18 protein-coding genes and 1 pseudogene are annotated in these 24,348 nt (G+C 61.2%); 11 read left to right on the plus strand and 8 right to left on the minus strand.

All coding sequences use genetic code 11. The annotated features are described in order from the left end of the window. Positions 1-135: 135 nt before the first annotated feature. Positions 136-1,410, minus strand: a complete 1,275-nt coding sequence (gene bioA / locus OKC43_RS17270; RefSeq protein ID WP_270660475.1) for an adenosylmethionine--8-amino-7-oxononanoate transaminase — start codon at positions 1,408-1,410, stop codon at positions 136-138. A 193-nt stretch (positions 1,411-1,603) separates the two neighbouring features. Here bioA and bioB point away from each other — a divergent pair, with 193 nt between their 5' ends. The 5 genes from bioB (at position 1,604) to htpX (ending at position 6,416) form a co-directional block, all read left to right on the plus strand. Further along, positions 1,604-2,692, plus strand: a complete 1,089-nt coding sequence (gene bioB, locus OKC43_RS17275; protein ID WP_270660476.1) for a biotin synthase BioB — start codon at positions 1,604-1,606, stop codon at positions 2,690-2,692. After that, positions 2,689-3,885: an 8-amino-7-oxononanoate synthase gene (gene bioF / locus OKC43_RS17280; RefSeq protein ID WP_270660477.1), complete on the plus strand. Its 1,197-nt coding sequence runs from the start codon at positions 2,689-2,691 to the stop codon at positions 3,883-3,885. Before bioB ends, bioF begins: the two co-directional genes overlap by 4 nt. Beyond that, positions 3,878-4,693 (plus strand): malonyl-ACP O-methyltransferase BioC, encoded by an 816-nt coding sequence (bioC, locus tag OKC43_RS17285; RefSeq protein WP_257124643.1) that lies wholly within the window; start codon positions 3,878-3,880, stop codon positions 4,691-4,693. Before bioF ends, bioC begins: the two co-directional genes overlap by 8 nt. 59 nt (positions 4,694-4,752) lie before the next feature. Beyond that, complete coding sequence (gene bioD / locus OKC43_RS17290; protein ID WP_005337893.1) at positions 4,753-5,430, plus strand: dethiobiotin synthase; 678 nt, start codon at positions 4,753-4,755, stop codon at positions 5,428-5,430. A 113-nt stretch (positions 5,431-5,543) separates the two neighbouring features. Continuing rightward, positions 5,544-6,416 (plus strand): protease HtpX, encoded by an 873-nt coding sequence (htpX, locus tag OKC43_RS17295; RefSeq protein WP_005337890.1) that lies wholly within the window; start codon positions 5,544-5,546, stop codon positions 6,414-6,416. Between the two features lie 76 nt (positions 6,417-6,492). Here htpX and OKC43_RS17300 read toward each other — a convergent pair whose 3' ends face one another. Together OKC43_RS17300 and OKC43_RS17305 are read right to left on the minus strand one after the other, a co-directional pair. Then, positions 6,493-8,205, minus strand: a complete 1,713-nt coding sequence (locus tag OKC43_RS17300) for a methyl-accepting chemotaxis protein (RefSeq protein ID WP_270804038.1) — start codon at positions 8,203-8,205, stop codon at positions 6,493-6,495. Between the two features lie 222 nt (positions 8,206-8,427). Further along, positions 8,428-10,278, minus strand: coding sequence for an MOSC N-terminal beta barrel domain-containing protein (locus OKC43_RS17305; protein ID WP_270804039.1), 1,851 nt, complete (start codon positions 10,276-10,278; stop codon positions 8,428-8,430). A 76-nt stretch (positions 10,279-10,354) separates the two neighbouring features. Between OKC43_RS17305 and OKC43_RS17310 the strand changes: the two genes are divergently transcribed. The 3 genes from OKC43_RS17310 (at position 10,355) to nifJ (ending at position 16,502) form a co-directional block, all read left to right on the plus strand. Then, the gene (locus OKC43_RS17310; protein ID WP_270804040.1) at positions 10,355-11,107 is read left to right on the plus strand and encodes a substrate-binding periplasmic protein; all 753 of its coding nucleotides are present in this window, start codon (positions 10,355-10,357) and stop codon (positions 11,105-11,107) included. A gap of 176 nt (positions 11,108-11,283) precedes the next feature. Further along, on the plus strand, positions 11,284-12,930 hold the full coding sequence (locus OKC43_RS17315) for an NAD(P)-binding protein (RefSeq protein ID WP_257124646.1): 1,647 nt from the start codon (positions 11,284-11,286) through the stop codon (positions 12,928-12,930). Further along, positions 12,927-16,502, plus strand: coding sequence for a pyruvate:ferredoxin (flavodoxin) oxidoreductase (gene nifJ, locus OKC43_RS17320; protein ID WP_270660478.1), 3,576 nt, complete (start codon positions 12,927-12,929; stop codon positions 16,500-16,502). The genes OKC43_RS17315 and nifJ overlap by 4 nt, the downstream gene beginning before the upstream one ends. Before the next feature lie 182 nt (positions 16,503-16,684). Here the strand turns inward: nifJ and OKC43_RS17325 are convergent. Further along, positions 16,685-17,764 (minus strand): annotated as a pseudogene (locus OKC43_RS17325) (IS4-like element ISAs18 family transposase); the annotation flags it as partial. A 191-nt stretch (positions 17,765-17,955) separates the two neighbouring features. Here OKC43_RS17325 and OKC43_RS17330 point away from each other — a divergent pair. Beyond that, the gene (locus tag OKC43_RS17330) at positions 17,956-18,804 is read left to right on the plus strand and encodes an NAD-dependent epimerase/dehydratase family protein (protein WP_270660484.1); all 849 of its coding nucleotides are present in this window, start codon (positions 17,956-17,958) and stop codon (positions 18,802-18,804) included. A gap of 59 nt (positions 18,805-18,863) precedes the next feature. Then, the gene (gene yciA, locus OKC43_RS17335) at positions 18,864-19,268 is read left to right on the plus strand and encodes an acyl-CoA thioester hydrolase YciA (RefSeq protein WP_033113469.1); all 405 of its coding nucleotides are present in this window, start codon (positions 18,864-18,866) and stop codon (positions 19,266-19,268) included. Here the strand turns inward: yciA and OKC43_RS17340 are convergent, their stop codons facing one another. After that, a complete protein-coding gene (locus OKC43_RS17340) occupies positions 19,269-19,493 on the minus strand; it encodes a hypothetical protein (protein ID WP_005344394.1) in 225 nt (74 codons plus the stop codon). 107 nt (positions 19,494-19,600) lie between these two features. On the opposite strand from OKC43_RS17340, the gene OKC43_RS17345 reads away from it, so the two are divergent. After that, complete coding sequence (locus OKC43_RS17345; RefSeq protein ID WP_005337873.1) at positions 19,601-20,446, plus strand: endonuclease/exonuclease/phosphatase family protein; 846 nt, start codon at positions 19,601-19,603, stop codon at positions 20,444-20,446. Between the two features lie 106 nt (positions 20,447-20,552). Here OKC43_RS17345 and OKC43_RS17350 read toward each other — a convergent pair whose 3' ends face one another. From OKC43_RS17350 to OKC43_RS17360, 3 genes are all read right to left on the minus strand, one after another. Continuing rightward, positions 20,553-20,849, minus strand: a complete 297-nt coding sequence (locus tag OKC43_RS17350) for a GrxA family glutaredoxin (protein WP_223849348.1) — start codon at positions 20,847-20,849, stop codon at positions 20,553-20,555. Positions 20,850-20,943: 94 nt separating this feature from the next. Beyond that, positions 20,944-22,383, minus strand: coding sequence for a D-alanyl-D-alanine carboxypeptidase/D-alanyl-D-alanine endopeptidase (gene dacB / locus OKC43_RS17355; RefSeq protein ID WP_270660479.1), 1,440 nt, complete (start codon positions 22,381-22,383; stop codon positions 20,944-20,946). 112 nt (positions 22,384-22,495) lie between these two features. After that, the gene (locus OKC43_RS17360) at positions 22,496-24,256 is read right to left on the minus strand and encodes a DEAD/DEAH box helicase (RefSeq protein WP_257124648.1); all 1,761 of its coding nucleotides are present in this window, start codon (positions 24,254-24,256) and stop codon (positions 22,496-22,498) included. Positions 24,257-24,348: the final 92 nt, after the last annotated feature.

Below are 24,348 nucleotides of genomic sequence, written 5' to 3' on the forward strand. Positions count from 1 at the left end.
TCTTGGGGCCTCAGGTCTGGTGTTTTGCTCACATTACGGCAAGTGAAACTGCACTGAAGTGGATAAAGTTGCCCTTTTTATATATCAAATGCCGGTAGTCAAACGGGCGGCTGCGATGGCCGCCCGCTGCATGCATTAAAACTCGCCCTCGGTGATGGCCTGACGGATGGCGCCGGTCAATACCCGCAGCTCTTCAGGGGTGATGACGAAGGGGGGCATCAGGTAGACCAGCTTGCCAAAGGGGCGGATCCAGGCGCCCAGTTCGACAAACTTGCGCTGGATGCGCGCCACATCCACCCGTTCCTTCATCTCCACCACCCCGATGGCACCGAGCACCCGCACATCCGTGACCGCCGGGTGCTGGGTCAGCTCTACCAGCTCGGTACGCAGCTGATGCTCGATGGCTCGCACCCGCTCCTGCCACGGTGAGGCCAGCAGCAGATCGATGGAGGCGTTGGCCACCGCGCAGGCGAGGGGATTGCCCATAAAGGTGGGGCCGTGCATAAAGACCCCCGCCTTGCCGTCACAGATGGTACGGGCGACATGCTCGGTGGTCAGGGTCGCCGAGAGGGTGAGGTAGCCGCCGGTGAGCGCCTTGCCCAGACACATGATGTCGGGGCTGATCCCCGCCCAGTCGCAGGCAAACAGCTGGCCGGTGCGGCCAAAGCCGGTGGCAATCTCGTCGGCAATCAGCAGCACGCCGAACTCGTCGCACATGGCGCGTACCCACTGTAAGTAGCGGGGGTGATAGAAACGCATGCCGCCAGCGCCCTGCACTATGGGTTCGAGCACAATGGCGGCAATCTCCTCGTGATGATCGGCCATGAGTGTCGCCAGCTCCACCACGCACTGCTCGTCCCACTCGGCGTGGAAGCGACAGCTCGGCGCATCGACAAAATAGTGTTCCGGCAGAAACCCCTTGTAGAGCTCGTGCATGCCGCCATCGGGATCGCAGACGCTCATGGCGCCAAAGGTGTCGCCGTGATAGCCGCTGCGCAGGGCGACAAATTTGGCTCTGGGCGTCCCTTTGGCGTGCCAGTACTGCTGCGCCATCTTGAGCGCCACTTCCACTGCCACCGAGCCGGAATCGGCCAGAAATACCCGATCAAGCCCCTTTGGAGTGATCTCCACCAGCTTGCGGCAGAGCTCGACCGCCGGGGCGTGGGTGAGGCCGCCAAACATCACGTGGGACATCTTGCCGAGCTGGGCGGTGGCGGCGGCGTCCAACTCCGGCACCTGATAGCCGTGCACGCAAGCCCACCAGGAGCTCATGCCATCCACCAGTTCACGGCCATCGCTGAGGCTGATCTTCACCCCTTTGGCGCTGGCCACTTCATAGCAGGGCAGGGGGTGAGTGAGAGAGGTGTAGGGGTGCCACACATGGTGCAGGTCAAATTCTTGGTTGGTCATTTATTGTTCTGTTGTCAATTGGTTTGATCTGGTCGGTGTTGACAGTCTACGCGGGCTCTCTACACTAGCCAACAATTTCAGCCACTTGGCACTGCGCATCACCCTGAGCGCGCGGGCCTGGCGACGGGTTTTGTGGCTGTCCATCCCAAGATGGCGGGCGCAGGATCCCACTAATAACAACCGGAAGCCATGTATGAATGCTCTCACCGCGGGCGGTCACGCCCTTCGCAATGACTGGACCCTCGCCGAGGTTCAGGCTCTGTTTGCCCTGCCGTTCAACGATCTGCTGTTTCAGGCTCAGACTGTCCACCGCGCTCACTTTGACCCGAATGAAGTGCAGGTGAGTACTTTGCTCTCCATCAAGACCGGCGCCTGCCCGGAGGATTGCAAATACTGCCCCCAGAGCGCCCGTTACCACACCGGGCTCGAAGCCGAGCGGCTGATGGAGGTGGAGAAGGTGCTGGAGCGGGCCCGCGAAGCCAAGGCCAACGGCTCGTCCCGTTTCTGCATGGGGGCCGCCTGGCGCAATCCCAAAGAGAAGGACATGCCCTACATCATCCGGATGATCGAGGAGGTGCGGGGACTAGGGATGGAGACCTGCATGACGCTGGGGATGCTCACCGCCGATCAGGCGGCGCGTCTGGGGGCTGCGGGGCTTGATTACTACAACCACAACCTCGACACCTCGCCGGAGTTTTACGGCGAGATCATCTCTACCCGCACCTATCAGGATCGGCTCGATACGCTGGATCATGTGCGTGGCGCGGGCATGAAGGTCTGCTCCGGCGGCATCGTCGGCATGGGCGAACAGGCGAAAGACCGGGCGGGCCTGCTGATGGCGCTCGCCAACCTGCCGCGCCACCCGGAGAGCGTGCCAATCAATATGCTGGTCAAGGTGAAGGGCACGCCGCTGGAGGATCAGGAGAACCTCGATCCGTTCGAATTTATCCGCACCATCGCGGTGGCACGGATCATGATGCCCGCCTCCCATGTGCGCCTCTCCGCCGGGCGGGAGAAGATGAACGAGCAGATGCAGGCCATGTGCTTTATGGCGGGAGCCAACTCCATTTTCTATGGCTGCAAGTTGCTGACCACCCCCAACCCGGACGAGAACAGCGACATGCAGCTGTTCAAGCGGCTCGGTATTCGCCCCGCCCAGCGGGCCCAGAAACCTGATCAGGTTCAAGAAGAGGAGCTGCTGGCCGAGGTGAGTCGCCAGAGCGAGCCCACCGAGATGTTTTATGACGCCACCCGTCCCCGAGCCGGGGCCGCGCAGCCATGAACGGCCCTGCAGTAACGGGCCCCTTTGTGTTGGGCACGGCGCTGGCCGAGCGCGAGCAGGTGGGTCTGCTGCGCAACCGCATCGCGACCGACGGGGCGAGTGGCGGGCGGCTCAGGGTTGCAGGGCGCGACTACCTCAACTTTTCCGCCAACGACTATCTGGGCCTGGCTGATCATCCCGCCATCAAGGCCGCCTTCAACGCGGGGGTTGAGTGCTATGGCACGGGCTCCGGCGCCTCACCGCTGGTGACCGGTTACAGTCGTGCCCACCAACAGCTTGAGGAGACCCTGGCCGAGTGGCTCGGGGTGGAGGCGGTACTGCTGTTCAACTGCGGCTTTTCGGCCAATCAGGCGGTGCTCAAAGCGCTGCTTGGCAAGGAGCATCTGCTGTGGCAGGACAAACTCAACCACGCCTCTTTGCAGGAGATGGGCAGCCAGCTCCCCTGCAAGATGAAGCGCTTTGCCCACAACGATATGGCGGCCCTTGAACGGCAGCTTGAGCCAAATCGCGGACTGATTGTTTCGGAAGGGGTGTTCAGCATGGACGGGGATCAGGCCCCCTGGGGTGAGCTCGCAATCCTCGCCGCCCGGAGCGGCAACTGGCTGATGATCGACGATGCCCACGGCCTCGGTGTGCTGGGGCCTGAGGGGCGCGGCACCCTGGCGGCGCAGGGAGTAAATCCTGCCAACGTGCATATCCAGATGGGCACCTTTGGCAAGGCGCTTGGCGTCGCTGGCGCCTTTGTCGGCGGCAGCCGCGAGCTGGTGGAGTATCTGGTCAACTTCGCTCGCCACTATGTCTACAGCACCCATATGCCCGCCGCGCAGGCTTGCGCGGTGAGCAAGAGCATCGAACTGGTGCGCGCGGCTGATGAGTCCCGCGCCCATCTTGGCCAGCTGATCGCTCGCTTCCGGCAAGGGGCAAAGGATCAGGGTTGGCAGCTTGGCGCGAGCGATACCCCGATCCAGCCGCTGCTGGTGGGGGAGAGCAGTGTTGCCCTGCAACTGGCAGAACGGCTGCGGGAACGCGGCGTCTGGGTGAGCGCCATCCGCCCGCCAACGGTGCCAGTCGGTACGGCCCGGCTGCGCATTACCCTGAGCGCGGCTCACCGCGAGCAGGATGTGGAGCGCCTGCTCGATGCCTTGGGGGTCTGCCCTGCAGTTACAACGCTTGGGGAGGCTCACTATGGCTGAGCGTTTTCAAACGGTCGACAAGGCGCAGCTTGCTCGCCGTTTTGGCGCCGCCGCTCGTCATTACGATGCCCACGCCCGCTTTCAACAGGAGGTGGGTCAGGCGCTGTTGGAATGGATGCCAGACAGGCTGGTTGGCACTGATCTGACGGTGAGCGGGCTGGATCTGGGCTGCGGCACCGGCTTTTTCTTACCCCAGCTGGCGAACCGTTGTCACCAGCTGGTGGGGCTGGATCTCGCCCCCGGCATGCTGGCGCAGGCCGCCTTGCGTGGCAGCGGCGCCCGCCTGCTCTGCGGTGATGCGGAGCAGCTTCCTTTCGCCGACAGCGCGTTCGACTGGGTTTTCTCCAGTCTGGCGTTGCAGTGGTGCGAGCGTCCGGCCCAGGCTTTTGGCGAGTTGCTGCGGGTGGTCAAACCGGGCGGCCAGATCTTTTTCTCGACCCTGCTCGATGAGTCGCTCTGGCAGTTGCGAGCCGCTTGGCAGCAGCTTGATGGTCGCGCCCATGTCAATCGCTTCCTCAGCCTGCCACAATTGGAGCAGGCGCTGGCTAGCGCCGGGGTATCTGCTCCCGAGCTGCGTTGTATCACCTGGGATCTCGCCTATCTTGAATTGCCGCAGTTGTTGCGCGATCTCAAGGGGATTGGGGCCAATCAGATCAATGACAATCAGGGGAGTGCCGCCCCGGCCGGTCTGAGTGGTCGCGCCAGATTGCAGCAGCTGGCGCAGGCGTATGAGGTGTTTCGCCAGCCCGATGGCAGGCTGGTCGCCAGTTATCGGGTGTGCCTCGGCCGCCTCAGCAAGCCTCGCTGAGCGCCGGGAATCGCATTGTGTGCAGGGTAGTCAACGGGCCCTGCCAAGGAGAGAACCGTATGAAATCATTCTTTATCACCGGCACCGATACCGATGTGGGCAAGACGCTGGTGGCGCGCACCCTGCTGCGCGAATTCAGCGCACAGGGAATCAAGTGCGCGGGTTACAAGCCGGTCTCGGCCGGATGTGCTCGCACTCCGGACGGGCTGCGCAACCTGGATGCCGTTCTGTTGCAGGAGGCGGCGAGTCTGCCGCTGCCCTATGAGGTGGTCAATCCGTTCGCCTATGAGCCGCCGATTGCGCCCCACATCGCCGCCAGCGAGGCGCGCCAGCCTATCACCATGCAGGGGTTGAGCGAGGGGCTACGCAAGATTGAACAGGCTGGGGCCGAACTGGCGGTAGTGGAAGGGGCGGGGGGCTGGTATTTGCCGCTCGATCGCAAGCATCTGCTGTCGGACTGGGTCAAGCAGGAGAACATGGCGGTGATCATGGTAGTGGGGGCCAAGCTGGGTTGCCTCAACCATGCGTTGCTCACCTTTGCCGCCATTCGCAATGATCAGCTGCCGGTGGCGGGGTGGGTAATTAATCGGCTCCATGGTTCCATGAGCCATTATCAGGAAAATCTGGACACCCTGAGAGGCTTGCTGCCAGCTCCCTTCCTCGGCGAAATTCCGTTTATAAACAATCCACTTGAAGCCGATTTGCAGGGGCGTCTCGATATCTCGCCGCTACTTTGACGGCATATTCAGCGAACATTCATCGAATCTCCCTAGAATGTCGACATTAACATGATCAGGTGGGGATCCCGAGTGATCCCCGGTCATGTCCCTTATCTTCACAAGGAGTCTATATGAAGCGAATTATGCTATTCCTGGTGACCAACCTGGCCGTCATGCTGGTGCTGGGGGTGGTACTCAATATCCTGTTCTCGGTTCTGGGGATCAACAAGTCCAGCATTTCCGGGCTGTTGGTGTTCTGTGCCGTGTTCGGTTTTGGGGGTTCCTTTATCTCCTTGCTGATGTCCAAGTGGATGGCCAAGCGCAGCTATGGCGTCCAGGTCATCGAGCAACCCCGTAACGAGACCGAGCACTGGCTGGTGAGCACTGTGGCCCGTCAGGCCCGCGAAGCGGGTATCAAGATGCCGGAAGTGGGGATCTACGACTCTCCCGAGATGAACGCCTTTGCAACCGGCGCCCGCCGCGATGATTCGCTGGTGGCGGTCTCCTCCGGCCTGCTCTACAGCATGAGCCGTGACGAGGCGGAAGCGGTACTGGCCCACGAGGTGAGCCACGTGGCCAATGGCGACATGGTGACCCTGACCCTGATCCAGGGGGTAGTGAACACCTTCGTGATGTTCTTCGCCCGGATCGTGGCTGGCGTCATCAGCAACTTCTTCAGCTCCAACAACGAGGAAGAGAGCAGCAGTACCGGCGGTTTTGCCTACATGATCACCGTGTTCGTGCTGGAGATGCTGTTCGGCATTCTGGCCTCCATCATCGTCATGTGGTTCAGCCGTCAGCGTGAGTTCCGTGCCGATGCCGGTGCCGCCAAGCTGGCCGGTCGCGACAAGATGATTGCCGCCCTTGAGCGCCTCTCCCGCGGTGCCGAGCCGCAGCTGGAAGGCTCCATGATGGCCTTTGGTATCAACGGCAAGCGCTCCATGAGCGAGCTGTTCATGAGCCACCCGCCCATCGAGCAGCGCATCGCCGCCCTGCGTGGTTGATAGATGCTGAATGACGGGGGATAACCCCGCATAAAAAACGGCTGCCTTCGGGCAGCCGTTTTGCTTTGCAGCATTTTTAAAGTTTGAAGTGCCCCATCTCCTGGCGCAGCACCCGTGACAGCTGCTTGAGCTTGGCCGCCTCTTGAGATACGTGACGGGCGGCATCCCCCGATTGCTCGGAGAGAGAGGTGATGTTGCCGACGGTGGAGACTACCTCGTTGGCGGCGGTGGACTGCTCGCGCAGGGTGTGGCTGATCTCCCCCATCAGGCCGGTGAGGTTGGAGGCGTGGCTCTGGATGCTGGCGATCGCCTCGCCGGTCTGGTTAGCCAGCGTGACCCCGCGAGAGACGTTGTTGACCGTGTTCTCCATGCTGCGGATGGAGGCATCCGCCCCGCTCTGGATCTTGCTGATCATCCCGGTGATCTGCTGGGTTGAGGCCGCCGAGCGGCTGGCCAGATTGCGCACCTCGTCGGCCACCACCGCAAAGCCGCGACCCTGTTCACCGGCCCGCGCCGCCTCGATGGCCGCGTTGAGGGCCAGCAGGTTGGTCTGATCGGCGATGCCGCGGATCACCCCGATGATCTCCGAAATCTGCTGGGTATGGCCGTTGAGCTCGGAGATGGTGCTGGCCGCATCCCCCACTGTGGTGGAGATATTCTCGATGCTGCCGAGCGTCTCTTTAATGACCCCTGACCCCTCCTCCAGGGTATTGGCTGAGACCTTGCTCAGCTCGTCGGCATGAGTGGCGTTGTCGGAGAGGTGACTGATGCTCACCACCAGCTCCTCGATGGCGGCGGCCATGGTCTGGGTGCTGGTTTGCTGATCGGTAGCAAACTGGGCGGTCTGCTCGGCAATTTGGGCGATGCTGTCGGCAGAGTGGGACAGCTCCTCGGTGGAGTGGGAGACCTTGGCGATGATCCCCTTGAGGGTGGTCTGCATACCGCCGAGTAGACCGATCAGGCTCTCTTTCGATCCTGGCGGCACCTTGATGGGGCGCGAGAAGTCCCCTTCCGCCATCATATGGAGATCGGTCTTGAGCTGCTCGACCGAGGTGCCCACCAGATCGAGCAGGGAGCGATAGGTGCGCCAGAGGAAGAACATCAACACCAGACCGAGGGCGATAAAGAGATAGCGCAGCATGTCGGTATTGGCGATGGCGCTCTCGACTGCCTCGTGGTTGCGCTGCTCCATCATCACGTAGAAGTCATCGATGGGGGACATGATGCGCCCCTTGTTCTGGTGATAGGCCTTGTCATGCATCATGGCGATGGCTTTTTGCTGGTTGGCAACCGGATCGCCATCGGTCTGCTGCACCAGCTTGAAGGCGGCGACCTCGGTGTTGACCAGGGCATCCGAGTTGTTTTTGGCCTCGTTCAGTTTGGCGAGCTCACTGTCGGTGAAACCGGCATCCTTCATCAGGTCGATCAGGCCACGGCGAACATTGCTGTCGGGGCGGGGATTCTGGCCGTTGGCGGCGACAAAGTCCCAGTAGATACGGTTGTAGCCATCCGGTCTCGGCTGTTCGCCGTTGCGAATGGCCAGGATCCGCATGTACTGCTGTTCGTAGGCTGGATCCTTGGTGATGACATAGGTGCGACCGAGTCGGGTCAGATCATCGGAGGATTGGCGCAGTTCGTCGGCCAGCAGGTAGGAGACATATTGTTGTCGATAACTCTCTTCCAGTTGTTTACCCGCCCAGCTGTAGGCGAAAAACACCAGTGACAGCAGGATCAGGGTGATGACGGATAGCAGCAGGTTGAGCTGAAAGGCGGGCTTGTTCTGTTCCATGGTATGGGCGTTCTTTCCCTATGGCTGAGTGTCGTATGGAGCATCGCCAAGTCAATGGCTGGCAAGGCTTTTTGCTCTGAGAGTATAGGAAGGGAAACTTACAGATGAAGGCGGTAGGGACAAATTAAGGGCGGATCAGGTGAACAAGTGTGGATAAAGATGACCGGGGTCAATTCCCCGGTCATCTGGGGTGGCGTGAGTTAATGCGGCCCGATCACCCGATCATAGGATTTCAAGGTCGGTGAGCGGCACGGCGCAGCAGGCAAGGATCTTGCCCTCGGCCAGCTCGGCGGCGGTGATGGCGGGGGCGTCGGGGTGATCCACCTCGCCCGAGATCAGTGTCTGTTTGCAACTGCCGCAGATGCCAGCGCGGCAGCTCCATGGCAGCTCTACACCTTGCTTGTTGGCCTGATCCAGCACTGTGCCCTGATTGTTGCCGGTAAAGGCTTGAGCGCCGATACGCAGTTGTACTGCCTGATGGGGGCGAGCCACCGAGAGAATCGCGCCGCCAAAACTCTCCTGTTTAATACGCGCGGCCGGAACGCCGAGGGCTGCCACTTTGGCGGCTGCATCGGCCATAAAGCCGTGGGGGCCGCAGATAAAGACCTCTTTTTCGGCCAACCCTTTGACCAGTTGCAGATGCTCATCATTGAGCCGCCCTTGCAGCCCCTGCCAGTGATTGTCCGGCTGGCTCAGGATAATGGTGAGGGTCATGCCCTGCTGCGCCATGGCGTGCAGTTCGCTGGCGGCGGGAATGTCCGCTTCGCTGCGGCACAGGTGCATAAAGTGAACCTCTTCCAGCTCCTCGCGTAGCGCCAGGGTGCGGGCTATCGCCAGCATGGGGGTGACGCCGGAGCCTGCGGAGAGCAACAGGAGGTTGCGCTCGGACCCTAAGTGAAACTCGCCAGCGGGGTTGGCGGACAGCAGCCGGTCGCCCACCTGCAGTTGCTGGTGCAGCCAGTGGGAGATGCGGCCACCCTCCACCTTCTTGACGCTGATGCCATAACGCTCCGGGTGATCCGGCGTAGAACTCAGAGTATAGCGCCGCTGAACCCGCTCGTTTTTGATATCGAGGCTGATGGGCAGATGCTGGCCCGGCAGGTAGTCGGGCAGGGGCTCGCCATCGGCGGCTTCGAACCAGAAGGTCTCCAGATCCCGCGCCAGCGGTTCGCGGGCCACGCAGACCAGCTCCCGCTTCTTCGGTGCGGCGTTGGGGTAGACAGGTGGTCGCGTCGTCTCCAGCACCTCGATCTCGCTGCCCGCCTCAATCCACCCTTCGTTCAGCGCCACCAGATTCTGGCCGAAGTAGACCTCGCCATCCTCGCCACGGCGGTAGCGGGTGAGGGTCGCCAGCGGCTCTTTCAGGGCGTTGAAACGATCGGTGCCCGCTTCCACTGTGGTCATGATGCAGCGGCTGCAGGGCTTGACCACCTGAAACTCCACCTCGCCGATGCGGATGCGCACCCAGTTGTCCTCTTCGAAGGGGCGGGTGCCGCTTGCCACCAGATTGGTGCGAAATTGACTCATCTGGTGCAGCGCATCGGAGCGCAGATTGAGATCCTCAAGGGAAGCCTGGCTTATCAGCAGTAGCGGATAACCGTCGGCAAAGCTGACCCGGGTGCCGGTCTTTTCACGAAAGCGATCAGAGGTTTCACCCAGCCAGAGCAGTTGCACCGTCTCCCCTGCCACCCGGCTTAGCCACCCACCGGCTTTGGGGTCGGTGTGCAGGGCGGTGAAACGGTCGCTCCAGACTCCGGTAGCTTGCGGGGTGCGGCTGAAGTCAGTCTCTTGCAGGGTGAGCGGTTCAAAGCCCGGATAGCGCAGTTGCAAGCTACCTTCGATGGGGGTAGCCACGACCTGTTGCAGTTGGGGATGGGTTCGGGCGGTGATAAAGGTGCCGTCCGGTTTGACCACCATGTAGCGGCGATCCCCTGCCAGTCCCTCTTCGGTCACCCGGGCGCGAGCCAGCGGCATACCTGCAGTCGATTTGATGGGGTAGAGGTGAATGCTGTCTAGCCTGGGCATCTTCATATCCTTGTGACGCGGCGCGATCGCCTGGAAAAAGGGGAACATAACGGTTCCCCGGCGATCCGGCAATCCTTTCAAGGGGCGGTCTATAGTTGGGAAAACAGAACAAGAGGGCATCGGGATGAACATAAGCTGGTTGCTGGCGGGGAGCCTTTTTTGCCAAGGGCTCTGGGCGCAGGAGCTGACCCTGACCACGGGAGAGTATCCCCCTTACTGCTCCGAGACGCTGAAATATCAGGGGCTGATCCCCCATATAGTGAGCGAGGCATTCAAGAGTGAAGGGGTGAGCGTCAAGTTCCAGTTTCTTCCCTGGAAGCGGGCCTTTCGCTTGTCGGAGGAGGGGGTGGTGGATGGCACTGTCCACTGGTATGAGTCGAGCGAGCGGCACAAAACCCATCTCTACAGCGATCCCATCCTGAGCGAGACCTACGTCTGGTTCTATCTCAAGTCAGATCCGCTGGAATGGCGTGGCTATCAGGATCTGGCGGATCGCAAGTTGGCTGCGGTCAGTGGCTATACCTACAATGCAGATTTTTTTGCAGCCATCGCGCAGGTGCCGCTGCAGGTGCAGTTCGTCACCCGGCTGCGCCAGAGCTTTGATCTGCTGCTTTCCGGCCGCGCCGACCTGACCCTGGAGAACATCGATGTCGGCTACTACTCCCTGCGTCAGTTCTACCCGGCCAGCACGGTCGATCTCTTTGCAACCCATTCAAAACCCGTGATGAAAGTTGAGGGTCACCTGCTGATCAGCCGCAAGCGTGCCAACGCTGACGAGCTGATCAAAACCTTCAATCGGGGGCTCGCCAAACTGAAAGCCAGCGGTCAGCTGGAGAAGATGTTACTTGAGTCACGTTCTGGTCTCTATGAACCATAAAATGCAACATTTTTTGATCCTGATTCGCTAATCAGTACAAAAAAGCGGCCATTATCGACTCAGTTCCCAGTTTCTAACGCTTTCGCTTCTTCCCCATCCGGCCACCGTCCGCTTCGGCTACACGGTATCAAGCGCCATCGGGTGGGGCCTGTCACACAAAAAGAAGAAAGCAATGTATGAGCAAACAACTGGACATGACCCCATTGCCGGATCTCTCCCTGAAAACGGGAACAGGCCCGGTGCGTACCCGGCTACCCGTCTGGCGGCCGGCCCTGCCACCCTGCAATCACGCCTGCCCGGCTGGAGAAAATATCCAGGCCTGGCTCTCTTTGGCGCAGGCCGGCCGTTTTGAGGCGGCCTGGCAGACCCTGATCGAAGAGAACCCTTTGCCCGCCATTCATGGCCGGGTCTGTTATCACCCCTGCGAGAGCGCCTGCAATCGCGGGCAGGTGGATGAATCCGTCTCCATCCATGCCATCGAGCGTTTCCTCGGCGACGAGGCGCTGGCCCGTGGCTGGCAGCCTGCGCCACCTGCCCCTGCCAGCGGCAAGAAGGTGCTGGTAATTGGCGCTGGCCCCTCCGGTCTCTCCTGCGCCTGGCACCTCAACCGGCTCGGCCATCAGGTGGAGATCCGCGAAGCGGGGCCGCTTGCTGGCGGCATGCTGCGTTTCGGTATTCCCGCCTACCGTTTGCCCCGCGATGTGCTGGATCGGGAGGTAGCCCGTATCGTGGCGGCCGGAGTGACGCTGACCCTCAACCACAAGGTGGAGGATGTGCTGCGCGAGCGCGACGAGGGGGGCTTTGACGCCGTCTTTATGGCCATCGGCGCCCATCTGGCCAAGCGGGTCGATATTCCGGCCCGGGAAGCGGGCAAGATCCTCGATGCGGTGAGTTTCCTAGAGCAGGCCAGTCTGGCCGAAGAGCAGGGCTTGCCGCCCCCCAAACTGGGACGGCGGGTAGCGATTTATGGGGGTGGCAATACCGCTATGGATGCGGCCCGTACCGCCCGCCGTTTGGGCGTTGAAGAGGCAATGATCATCTACCGCCGCGACCGGGACCATATGCCGGCCCACGCCTTTGAAGCCGACGAGGCCGAGGAGGAGGGGATCAAGATCAACTGGCTGCGCACTATCCGCCAGCTCGATAGCACCAATATCGAAGTGGAGGTGATGGCGCTGGATGCCGAGGGCAAGCCGGTGCCCACCGGCAAGTTTGAAACCCTCGAAGCGGACTCCCTTATTCTGGCGCTGGGCCAAGAGGTGGACTTGAGCGTGCTGGAGAGTATTCCCGGCGTGCGGGTCAACAAGGAGGGGGTCGTACAGGTGGCGGGCAACCTGATGACGGATGTGCCGGGGCTATTTGCGGGCGGCGACATGGTGCCCTCCGAGCGCACCGTTACCATTGCCACCGGCCACGGCAAGAAGGCGGCACGCCATATGGATGCCTGGCTGCGCGGTCGCCACTACCACAAACCGCTCTCCTACCCGCTGGTGGGGCCGGAGCAGTTGCAACTCTGGTTCCAGACCTACGCGCCCGCCAGCAGTCAGCCGGTCAAACCGGCGTGGGCGCGGGATGACTTTGGCGAGATCATCGGCGGGCTGGATGAGGTGGCCGCCCGCTACGAGGCGGCGCGCTGCTACTCCTGCGGCAACTGCTTCGAGTGCGACGGCTGCTATGGCAGTTGCCCCGAGCAGGCCATAGCCAAGCTGGGGCCGGGCAAAGGCTATCAGGTGGATGCCGAGCGCTGCACCGGCTGCGGTGCCTGTCATGATCAGTGCCCTTGTCACGCCATCGAGCTGCGCCAACCGGAGGAGTCCCTATGAAACATGAACTGATCATGGTCGACGGTAACGAAGCCGCGGCCCGGGTGGCCTACCAGCTGAGTGAAGTGTGTGCCATCTACCCCATTACCCCGAGCTCGACTATGGCCGAACTGGCCGATGCTTGGGCGGCAGAGGGGCAGACCAACCTGTGGGGCAACATCCCCACAGTGGTGGAGATGCAGAGTGAAGGGGGGGCGGCCGGCACGGTACACGGCGCCCTGCAGGCGGGGGCGCTCGCCACCACCTTCACCGCCAGCCAGGGGTTGATGCTGATGCTGCCCAACATGTACAAGATCGCCGGTGAGCTGACCTCGGCGGTGTTCCATGTGGCGGCCCGTTCGCTGGCGGCGCAGGGGCTGTCGATTTTTGGCGACCATCAGGACGTGATGGCGGCGCGCAGCACCGGCTTTGCCATGCTTGCCTCCGGCTCGGTGCAGGAGGCGCAGGACCTGGCCTTGGTTGCCCATAGCGTCACCCTACAGTGCCGGGTGCCCTTTATCCACTTCTTCGACGGCTTTCGCACCTCCCACGAGGTGAACAAGATCATCGCGCTGCATAAAGATGAAATTCGCGCGCTGATCGACAACGACTGGGTGCGGGCCCACCGTGCGCGGGCCCTCAACCCGGATCATCCGGTGATGCGTGGCACCGCCCAGAACCCGGATACCTATTTCCAGTCCCGCGAAAGCGTCAACCCCTTCTACGAGGCGGTACCGGCGCGGGTGCAGCAGTGCATGGACAATCTCGGCGAGCTGACTGGCCGCCACTACCGGCTGGTGGAGTATCACGGCGCGCCCGATGCCACCGATGTCATCGTGCTGATGGGCTCGGGGGCGGCCACCGCCCGCACCACAGTGGATTGGCTCAACCGGCAGGATCGCAAGACCGGGGTACTGGTCATTCGCCTCTATCGCCCCTTCCCGGTACAGGCGCTGCTCGATGCGTTGCCCGAGAGCGTGCGGCGCATGGCGGTGCTGGATCGCACCAAGGAGCCGGGCGCCGGTGGCGAGCCGCTGCTGCTGGATGTGCAGAGCGCGCTGATCGACGGCTTGCAGCGCGGCCTTATCAAGCGGTTGCCGTGGCTCAGTGGCGGCCGTTACGGCCTCTCCTCCAAAGAGTTCACCCCCGCCATGTGCGCGGCGGTGTTCGAGGAGCTGGCATCCGATGCGCCGCGCCCCCGCTTTACCGTGGGGATTGTCGATGATGTGTCGGGCCTCAGTCTGGCCTGGCACCCCATCGGCGATCTGGAGCCCGCCAGCCGGGTGCGGGCGCTCTTCTTCGGCCTTGGTGCCGACGGCACTGTCGGTGCCAACAAGAACAGCATCAAGATCATCGGCGAGTTGGAGGGGTTCCACGCCCAGGGCTACTTCGTCTACGACTCCAAAAAGTCGGGCTCGCGCACCGTCTCCCACCTGCGCTTTGGCCCCGAGCCCATCGACGCCCCCTGGCTTATCGAGCAGGCGAGCTTTATCGGTTGCCACCAGTGGGGTTTTGTCGAATCGGTCGATCTGCTGGAGCACGCCGCCGAAGGGGCGACCCTGCTGCTCAATGCTCCCTATGAGCCTGACCGTGTCTGGGCCGAGCTGCCCGAGCGACTGCGTGCCCGCATCCGTGCCCTCGATATCCGCCTCTACTGCATTGATGGGGATCGGGTGGCCGAACGCAACGGTATGGGCAATCGCATCAACACCATCATGCAGACCTGCTTCTTCGCGTTGGCTGGCATCTTGCCGCGGGACGAAGCGATTGCGCTGATCAAGGAGAGCATCGAGAAGAGCTATGCCCGCAAGGGGCCCGAAGTGGTCGAGCGCAACTTCGCGGCGGTGGACGACACCCTGGCCCACCTCCATCAGGTGGCCATCCCGGCCGGTGAGGAGCAGATCAGCGACTATCCGCTGCCATTGGCGCCGGGTGGCAGCGAGTTTGTCCAGCGGGTGACCGGCGAGATGCTGGCAGGGCGCGGCGATCTGATCCCCGTCTCCATGCTGCCGGTGGATGGCACTTACCCCACCGCCACCAGCCGCTTCGAGAAACGGGATATCGCCCGCGAGATCCCGATCTGGCACTCCGATATCTGCATCCAGTGCGGCAACTGCGTCTTTGTCTGCCCCCACGCGGCGCTGCGGGCCAAGTTCTACCATCAGGATTGGCTGGCGACCGCCCCCGAGGCAGCGCAGTCGGTGCCCGTCACCGCCAAGGGCTTCCCCGACAGCCGCTACACCCTGCAACTCTATCCGGAAGATTGCACCGGCTGCGGTCAGTGCGTGCAGGCCTGTCCGGTGCGGGCCGGAGCGGATGAGAGCCATGAAGGTGAGCGCGCCATCGCCATGATGGACAAGGCTCCGCATCTGGCTGGTCAGAAGCAGGCACTGCGCTGGTTCGAGAGTCTGCCGTGGCCTGCCCGCGAACGGGTGGACTTCTCCACGGTGCGTGGTGCCCAGTTCCTCGAACCCCTGTTCGAGTTCTCCGGCGCTTGCGCCGGCTGTGGCGAGACCCCCTATCTCAAGCTGCTGACCCAGCTGTTTGGCGATCGCATGCTGGTGGCCAACGCCACCGGTTGCTCCTCCATCTATGGCGGCAACCTGCCGACCACCCCGTGGGCCAAGAATGGCGAAGGGAAGGGGCCGGCCTGGTCCAACTCCCTGTTTGAGGACAACGCCGAGTTTGGCTTTGGTTTTCGTCTCACCGCCGATCAGCATCACGGTCAGGCGGTGGCGGCCCTTGAAGCGATGAAGGGGGAGCTGGGGGAGGCGCTGGTCGAGTCGCTTATCAACGCCCCGCAGCGGCTGGAGTCGGAGATCCGCGCCCAGCGCAACCGGGTCGCGCAAGTGCGGGAGCGGCTGGAAGAGGTGAAATCCGGCAAGGCCCGCGAGCTGCTGTCACTCATCGATCAGCTGGTGCGCCGCTCGGTCTGGATTATCGGCGGCGATGGCTGGGCCTATGACATCGGCTCGGCGGGGCTCGATCATGTGCTCGCCTCCGGCCGCGATGTGAACGTGCTGGTGATGGATACCGAGGTCTACTCCAACACCGGCGGTCAGATGTCGAAATCGACCCCGCTCGGTGCCGTCGCCAAGTTTGCGGCGGGGGGCAAGACGCTGGCCAAGAAGGATGTAGCCTTGCAGGCCATCTCCTACGGCAATGTCTATGTTGCCCGTATCGCCTTTGGTGCCAACCCGCAGCAGGCGCTGCAGGCCTTGCGTGAGGCGGAGGCCTATCCGGGCCCGTCGCTTATCATCGCCTACAGCCACTGCATCGCCCACGGTATCGATATGGAGTTTGGCCTGACCCAGCAAAAACGCGCCGTCGCCTCCGGTCACTGGCCGCTGATGCGCTACAACCCGGTATTGCGCAGCGCGGGGCAGAACCCCTTCAGTCTCGACAGCTTGCGCCCCTCCATTCCCCTTGCTGAATACCGGCAGGAGGAGACCCGTTATCGGGTGCTGGCCCAGAGCCATCCGGAGGAGGCCGACCGGCTGATGCAGGTGGCGCAACAAGTGGCGTGGCAGAAGTGGGCCACCTACGAGGAGATGGCTACCCGCGAGGCCAGCCATTTCCATCCGCCGGTGTGAGGATTGGGTTAACTCTGCATAAAACGAAGCGGGCCACTGGCCCGCTTGTTTTGCTGTTAGGAAATGGCGTGTTTATCGCTGGAGTCTCATCACAAGCGCATCAGTTATTGTGTTGATAATGATGCGTTGATATGTGAGAAAAAACGGGGCAGCATCTCAGAGACCCCCTCATTTTTAGAGACTCAAATAATTCCAAGTGTGCGGGTATATAAGCGGTGTTGCTTCAGGTAGTAGATAAATTTATCCATCAACAAGACCGCATTGGCTTCTTTCATTTTAGGTAGCAACTGGTAATAGATGACCCCTTGCCGAAAGAACGAATAGGTTCGGCTCTTGCTGGTATTGACCTTGATCGTTCTCTCTAGACCGACACTGTCTCCAGCCTTACCCAGCAGCGTCAGCAAGACGATGGCCAGGGCACTGAATAAAAACAGTCGGTCGCGCCGGACCGGATTACTGATGTGCACATCTCCCATACCCATGCCGAATTTGTAATCTTTGATATCACGAAAACTGGTCTCGATACCCCAGCGCTGGCCGTATAGTTGCAACGCCTTGGCGGCGCTCAGGTCGGTCCGGTTACTGGCCAGAAACCACGCGTCTTTCATGCCACTCTTATGACAACAATAGACCCGTTCGACAGGCTGTCGCTGCCCAGTTAGCTCCACCGCTTTGAGGGTTCGGGTGCGCCCGGTCGGCGTTAGCCAGTCCCGAGCTGGAACCTGCTCTACACCAGGGTAACCAACCAAAACATTTCCTTTAAATCTAATGAGATAAGCAAAGCCTAGCTCTTGCTCCAGGCGTTCGAACAGCTCCATGTAACCAAAGCCGCGGTCAGCTACTACCGTCACGAAGATACCCTCTGGCAACGTCTGCTTGAGCTTGGTGAGCAGCTCTTTCTCATGGGCATTGCGTTGCCCTTTGAGCAACGATTTCCGATGGGTTTTCCACAGCAGCGGAGTACTGCGACCGTGGTTGGTTTGCAGGCTGATAACCAAGGTACTGTGATCATCGGCATCGAATTCGGTCCAGTCCATGGAGACTACGATCTCGGTACGTTCACCGACCACATAGGGCACCCAATCGTCAAAGAGGCTCCAGACATTGAGCTTGGTGTTAGTGAGCAGGCGATCCACCTGTTTAACCGCATGTTTACGTTCGAGACCGTTGGCCAAGGAGAGGCCACTACCGATGGCGTGGATGGCCAGTGAACCTGACTCGATAACCCCGAGGGTAGCATTGGCGAGGGAAAGAACACGCTTAGGGAGGGTGAGAACAAGTACCCTCCACAACAAAACTGAAAATTTTAGTCGATTTAATTCAAATGCTTACAAAGGCGTATTTTTGTACTTGGTGACTTATTCGCACCTTCCCTATCTGCAGGCCAAAGCTTTCTTTTTATGCCAAGGCAGGTAAGCTGCGGGGCAAATAGCGTCAAGCAGGAGAAGGGATGATGACAGAACAACATATCGCCGGGACGATCGGCATTCTGGGGGCGGGGTGGCTGGGGCTGCCGCTGGCGCGAGCCCTGTTGGCGGCTGGCAAGCAGGTGGCGGTGACGGTCAGCAGCGCCGAAAAAGCGGCCCGTCTGCAGGGGGAGGGGATCAACGCCTATCCGCTGACCATCTCTGCCAACATGGGCTCTGCCGAGATGTCCGTTGCTGATCAACAAGAGTCGTGGCCCATCCCCTGCGAATCGTTGGTTATCTGCGTACCGCCCAGCAAGACCGATGACTACCCGCAGGCGGTGGCAAAGGCCTGCGCGTTGGCCAAAGCGAATGGCACCCGGCGGGTGCTGTTTGTCAGCGCTACCTCGGTATGGGGCGCGGGGCAGCAGGAGGGTGAAGAGCCCCAACCGCGCCATGCCCGTGGCGAGCGGATGCTGGCGGCGGAGCAGGCGGTGCTGGCGGCCGGTTTCGAGACGGTGATGATAGTGCGCCCCTCCGGCCTTTATGGCCCGGATCGCCATCCCGGCCGTTTCCTCGCGGGCAAGACCCTGGATGGCGGCGCCCAGTCGGTCAATCTGGTCCATCTGGACGATGTGGTGGCGGCTTGCATGTTGCTGCTGGAACGGGGCAAGGAAGGGGATGTTTTCAACCTGAGCGCGCCTGTGCATCCGCGCCGCGAGCAGTTTTACCCCTTTGCGGCGCGCCAGCAGGGGTTGCCTGTGCCGGTTTTTATCGAGCCTGCCGGTGAATTTCAGCCCATCGACGGTCAGCTGATTTGCCAGCAGATGGGATTCAACTATCGCTGGCCCGATCCGGCCCACTGGTTTGCCGAGCTCGCCGCCTCGGGCAATTGAGGTTTGCCAAGGGGGTGATCGCCCCCTATCATGCCGCCATCCATGAGAGAGAGGCGGTAATGATGGTAGATACAAAACGTCACCCCGATGGGGAGTTGTTGCTGAGAACCCTGGCAATGCCAGCCGATACCAACCCCAATGGCGACATTTTTGGTGGCTGGATCATGTCCCAGATGGATATAGGTGGGGGCATTATGGCCAAGGAGCTGGCAAAAGGACGTATTTGTACCGTATCCGTCGAAGGCATGACGTTTCACAGTCCGGTCAAGGTGGGCGATGTGGTCTGCTGCTACGGCCGCTGCATGAAGATCGGCCGCAGTTCCATGAAGCTCAAGCTGGAGGTGTGGGTCAAGCCGGTACTGCGGGAAAACGATGCCCAGCGTTACTGCGTGACCGAGGGGATCTTCACCTATGTCGCCATCGACGAACATGGCAAATCCCGCCCGGTTCCGGTGAGTGCCTGATTAAATCAGCCGGGCATTGATGATGGATATTTCCTGCTCAAGCCCGGTTTTTTGCCGTATCATGCGTTCCAGCATCTCTTCCGAGCCCACATATTGCAGGGTGTCGAACAGGCAGAGATCGCATTGAGGGTCCCGTCTTATCTGATAGACGGTGGACAGCTCCACTTGATGACAATTTCCTTGTTGATCATAAAACGTCACGTTGTACCGAAGTTCTTTCGCCATGAGACAAGTTCCTTCTGGTTGGGTGGAACAGGGACTATCAGCTTAGTCGGCGTGGATGACGTTTGTGATGGTCGCAACAAAAAGCAAAGGCGGGCGGTTGTTAGCCAATGAAAAATAGTTATCGCATTCTTGGCACCTCCCTGCTGACCCTGGGGTTGGTAGGCTGTTTTGAGGTGCCGGATCAGAACCATCTGGTCACAGCTCAAGGGATTGTGCCGGGACTCGACTGCCAGCGTCCGCCGCTGGTAGCGTTGGCGACCACGGCGCTGCCCCGTGAATTCGGGGTGACGGTGTGGAATCTCTACAAGGGCCAGCGCAAGAACTGGCGCGAAGGGATGGACAGTTATGCCAAGGGGCAGGATCTGGTGCTGCTGCAAGAGTCGGCCACCCGTCCCGATATGCTCGACTGGCTGCGCGCCGGTGATTTCCAGTGGCAACAGCTGCAAGCCTTCACCCAGGGCGGCGTGTCGTTCGGGGTGATGACGGTGGCCAAGACCCCGCAGGCGTTCGTATGTGGCGTGCGCTCCCCCGAACCTTTGCTGCGCATCCCCAAATCCGGGCTGGTGAGCCTCTATCCACTGCAGGGCGATCCCGACGGCGTGATGGTCATCAATATCCATGCGGTCAATTTCGAGCTGGGGATGGCCACCTTCCGCGAGCAGCTCAACGATCTGACTGCCTTGGTGCGCCGCCATCAGGGGCCGGTGATCCTGGCCGGTGATTTCAATACCTGGAGCGACAAGCGCCAGTTCTGGCTGAACAAACTGGTGGACGAGCTGGGTCTGCAAGAGGCCGTGCCGGTGCCTGATCTGCGCCGCACCGCCTTCGGTCGCCCGCTGGATCACCTCTACTACCGCAATCTGGATCTGGTCGAGGTGAGTTCACCGGCCACCGACAGCTCGGATCACAACCCCATCATTGCGCGCTTTGCCGCCCAGTCGGTGACCCCCTGATCGGGGATGATGTGCGCGTGTTGCCCATAAAAAAATCCGGCGCCTGATAGCGCCGGATTTTTTTATACGATCTGGCGGTCAACCCGCTCGGGATGACCCGCTGGCATTACTGGTAGAGACCCAGATTCGCTTTGGCATAGGCTTCGAAATCGGTGCAGCCACCGATGTGCTGCTCGTCCAGGAAGATCTGCGGCACGGTATTGACCGGCTTGCCGGCGCTCTTGGCCAGATCTTCTTTGGTGATGCCTTCGGCATGGATATCCACGTAGCGGAATTTGAAGTCATCGCGCTGTTCGGTCAGCTGCTCGGCGATCTGTACGGCACGGACACAGTAGGGGCAACCCGGGCGACCAAAAATCACTGCAAACATATTTTCTCTCCGTTTTTTAAGCCGTTTATGTATGGCCGTTGATATGAGGCAGGCAACAGCATAGCCCTGCCTCGTGGCGACTTGAAGCCGAAATTATCGATACCCTGATTCGAGTGGGCCTATTGGATCAGCTCTCATCGGCGATCTGGATCGGCTGCTGCTGATAGATGCTCTCCAGCACCCCCTTCTCGAACACAGTCCAGGGCCACGGCGCCTTGCTGGCACGGTAGCGCTCATGGGTGGCCGGATCTTGGGACAGGCCACGCTGGAACATCACAAACGCCTTGCGCTGGCCGCCCGCAGTGTCGATAAAGCCCACCAGGTTGGAAGTGCCGGTGATGGTGCCGGTCTTGGCGTGGACCTTGTTCTTCATCATGGGGGCGGTGACGCTGCGGCGCCACGCCAGGGTGCCATCCACCTGAGAGCTTGGCAGCAGCTTGATCAGGCCAAGCTCGGCATCATTTTTCTGGATGAAGTTCAGCACCGACATCATCTGACGGGCGCTGATGAGATTGTGAGCGGAAAGACCGGAGCCGTCTGCCAGAGTGGCATTGCCCAGATCGATGCCGTTCTTGGTCAGGATGGCGCGCACCGCCATGGTGCCGCTGCGATAGCTGCCCGGCTTGTTGTAGTAGTGACGGCCCACGGTTTTGAGGAAGGTATCGGCGTAGAGGTTGTCCGATTTCTTCAGCATCTTGGCGAGCATCACCGGCAGGGAGACCGAGTAGTGGGTGCCGAGGGTCTCTGCCCCTTCAGGGGCCTTGTGGGTGACCCGCAGCAGGCCATCATGCTTGATACCGGCCCGGTTCATCGCCCAGCGGATGTTGTCCCAGCCCCAGGCTTCCACGTCGTGGATGGCGAAACGCAGCCCCTGCGGCTCCTTGTTCGGGGTGATACAGCCCTTGAGCTCGTAGAAGTTGCCCTTGGCCATGTCCACTTCCAGTGCGCAGAACTGGCGCGCTATGTCGCCATAGCTCATCACCTCCACGTTGTCGGCACCGATGCCGATGGGGACGCCGGTGGCCACGTTGCCGACCGCCGGTTTGCCAATCTGGGTGGCAGTGATGGTGCCGTAGGCGCAGTTCTTGTCGATGATGACCGAGGAGACAGGAGCGGCGAAGCAGAGGGGCTGATCCCCCCACGACCAGCCGTTGCCGCGCTCGTAGCCGTTGTAGGCGCCGGTGTTGACGTAGACATTGCCCTTGATGCTGGTGACGCCGAGCTGCTTGAACAGGGCCAGCAGATCCATGCGGGAGAGGGTGGGGTCGCCGACGAAGTTGATCCAGATATCGCCGTTGATGGTGTCACCCTGTTTGGCACCGGGTTGGGCCTGAATGTCGGTGGCGAAGCGGAAGTCGGCACCCAGCTCGAGGCGGGCCGCCAGCGCGGTGAGCACCTTCATGGTGGAGGCGGGGGCGATCATCTGATCCGCGTGGCGGGCAAACTCGACGCCGTTATTGCCCTGCACCATGATGGCGTACTGGCCACCCTGAGGGGGCGTCAGCGGGGCGGCATGAGCCGCCAGAGAAGAAAAGAGAGCACAAAAACCAATCAACAGCCGCTGCATAACATCCTCTAACGTGACGAAGGGCCCGGCAGTGGTGCCGACCCTGATAATTCAACCAGCCGATGCGGGATCGACGGGATAACGCAATTCATGCCATGTATGCCGGTCGCCATCATGCCAGCGAGTTGGCGGTACGATAGCGACCCTCATAATCAAAAATTTTCTCTTTTATCTGCCAGAAGCGACCCGATTTGCGGGCGATGACAAAATCCGGATGACGGAACTGGCTTTGCGCGGCCAGCACGCTCGCCAGGGTGGCAAATTCGGGCTCCAGCCCCGGGGCGGGCCAATGATGACGCACAAAGTGCTGTTGAAACAAGCGCCGTGCGCCCGGGGAGTGAAATCCGAAGTATTCGCTGAGGGTCAACCCATCCTCATCGTGATAGGTCACCTCCAGCCGCTCCCCCTGTTTGCCGCGCCCGGCTGTGAGGGTTAGCCCCGCGCAGCGGATCACCATGCAATCCTTGAGATTGAGCGCCTCTTTAAGCTTGTCGTCAGGGTCCACCAGCAGCTGATCGCAGCTCTGGCAGCTGCGGGCGGCGATGTCGTTCTCCGCACCGCAGCCGGGGCAGATCTTGGCGCGAAAGCGGTAGTCACACTCTTCGCGGTTGCCCTCATCATCTTCAAACAGCCCCTGACAGCGGCGGCCGTAGTGCTCGATCACCTTGCCATCCTCGTCGGTCTTGCCCCAGAAGGTGTTGGCAAAACCGCAGGCGGGGCAGGGCACCTGTACCGGCTCGGTACCGGCGTGGGGGCGAGGCTCCCCCACTTCGGGGGCGAACAGGTTGAAGTTGTTGCCCGCATAGTCGAGTACCAGACAATCGCTCTTGCCCGGCGAGAGACGCAGGCCCCGCCCCACAATCTGCTGATAGAGGGAGACCGACTCGGTGGGCCTGAGCATTACGATAAGATCGACATGGGGGGCATCGAAGCCGGTGGTGAGCACCGCCACGTTGACCAGAAACTTGAGCTCCCGCGCCTTGAAGGCGCTGATGAGGGCATCGCGCTCCGGCCCCGGCGTTTCGCCGGTGATAAGGGCTGCCTGCTGGCCTCGGGCGCCAAGCAGGCCGTGAATTTCACGGGCGTGTTCGACGGTGGCGGCGAAGATCATCACCCCCTGCCGGTCGGCGGCATACTCCAGCACCTGGCTCAGGATATGGGGGGTAACCCGCTCCTGGCGCTTGAGCTCGCCGTTGAGATCCGCCTCGCTGAAGAGGCCGTTCTCCCTCGCCACCAGCTTGCTGAAGTCGTAGTGGACTATGGGGGCATCCACCATGCGCGGCGGCGTCAGGTAGCCGTTTTTGACCATAAAACGCAAGGGCAGCTCGAACACGCAGTCGCCAAACAGCCGTTCGCCGTGGCTCTTGACCATGCCGTGATAGTGGCGCCGGTAGATCCAGCCCAGCCCGAGCCGATAGGGAGTGGCGGTGAGGCCGAGGATCTTGAGGGCCGGATTGGCGGCCTTGAGGTGGTCGATCACCTGATGGTACTGGCTGTCATCATCGAGCGAGACCCGATGGCACTCATCGATGATCAGCAGCGAAAACGCTCCGTCAAAGGCATCCAGATTGCGGGCAACCGACTGCACCGAGCCGAACACCACCTGGGCGCTCGCCTCCTTGCGATCCAGGCCGGCAGCGAAAATATCGGCCTTGAGCCCCCACGCCTCGTATTTAGCGTGGTTCTGCTCCACCAGCTCCTTGACGTGGGCCAGCACCAGCACCCGACCGCGCGCTTTGCGGGCCAGCTCGGCGATCACCAGACTCTTGCCGGCCCCGGTGGGCAGCACCACCACGGCGGGATCCGGGTGTTTGCGAAAGTGGCTGATAACGGCGTTGACGGCGTCGGTCTGATAGGGTCTGAGAACGAACATGCAGGCTTGGGTATGTCGATGTGGGGTGGTGCAAGATGGCGCCATTATAGGGTGCTTGCCGTCACAAAAACAGCGGGCCGGCATGATGCCGG

Origin of the sequence: Aeromonas sp. Y289-2, from assembly GCF_027705925.1 — a bacterium.
GTDB classification, from domain to species: domain Bacteria; phylum Pseudomonadota; class Gammaproteobacteria; order Enterobacterales; family Aeromonadaceae; genus Aeromonas; species Aeromonas veronii.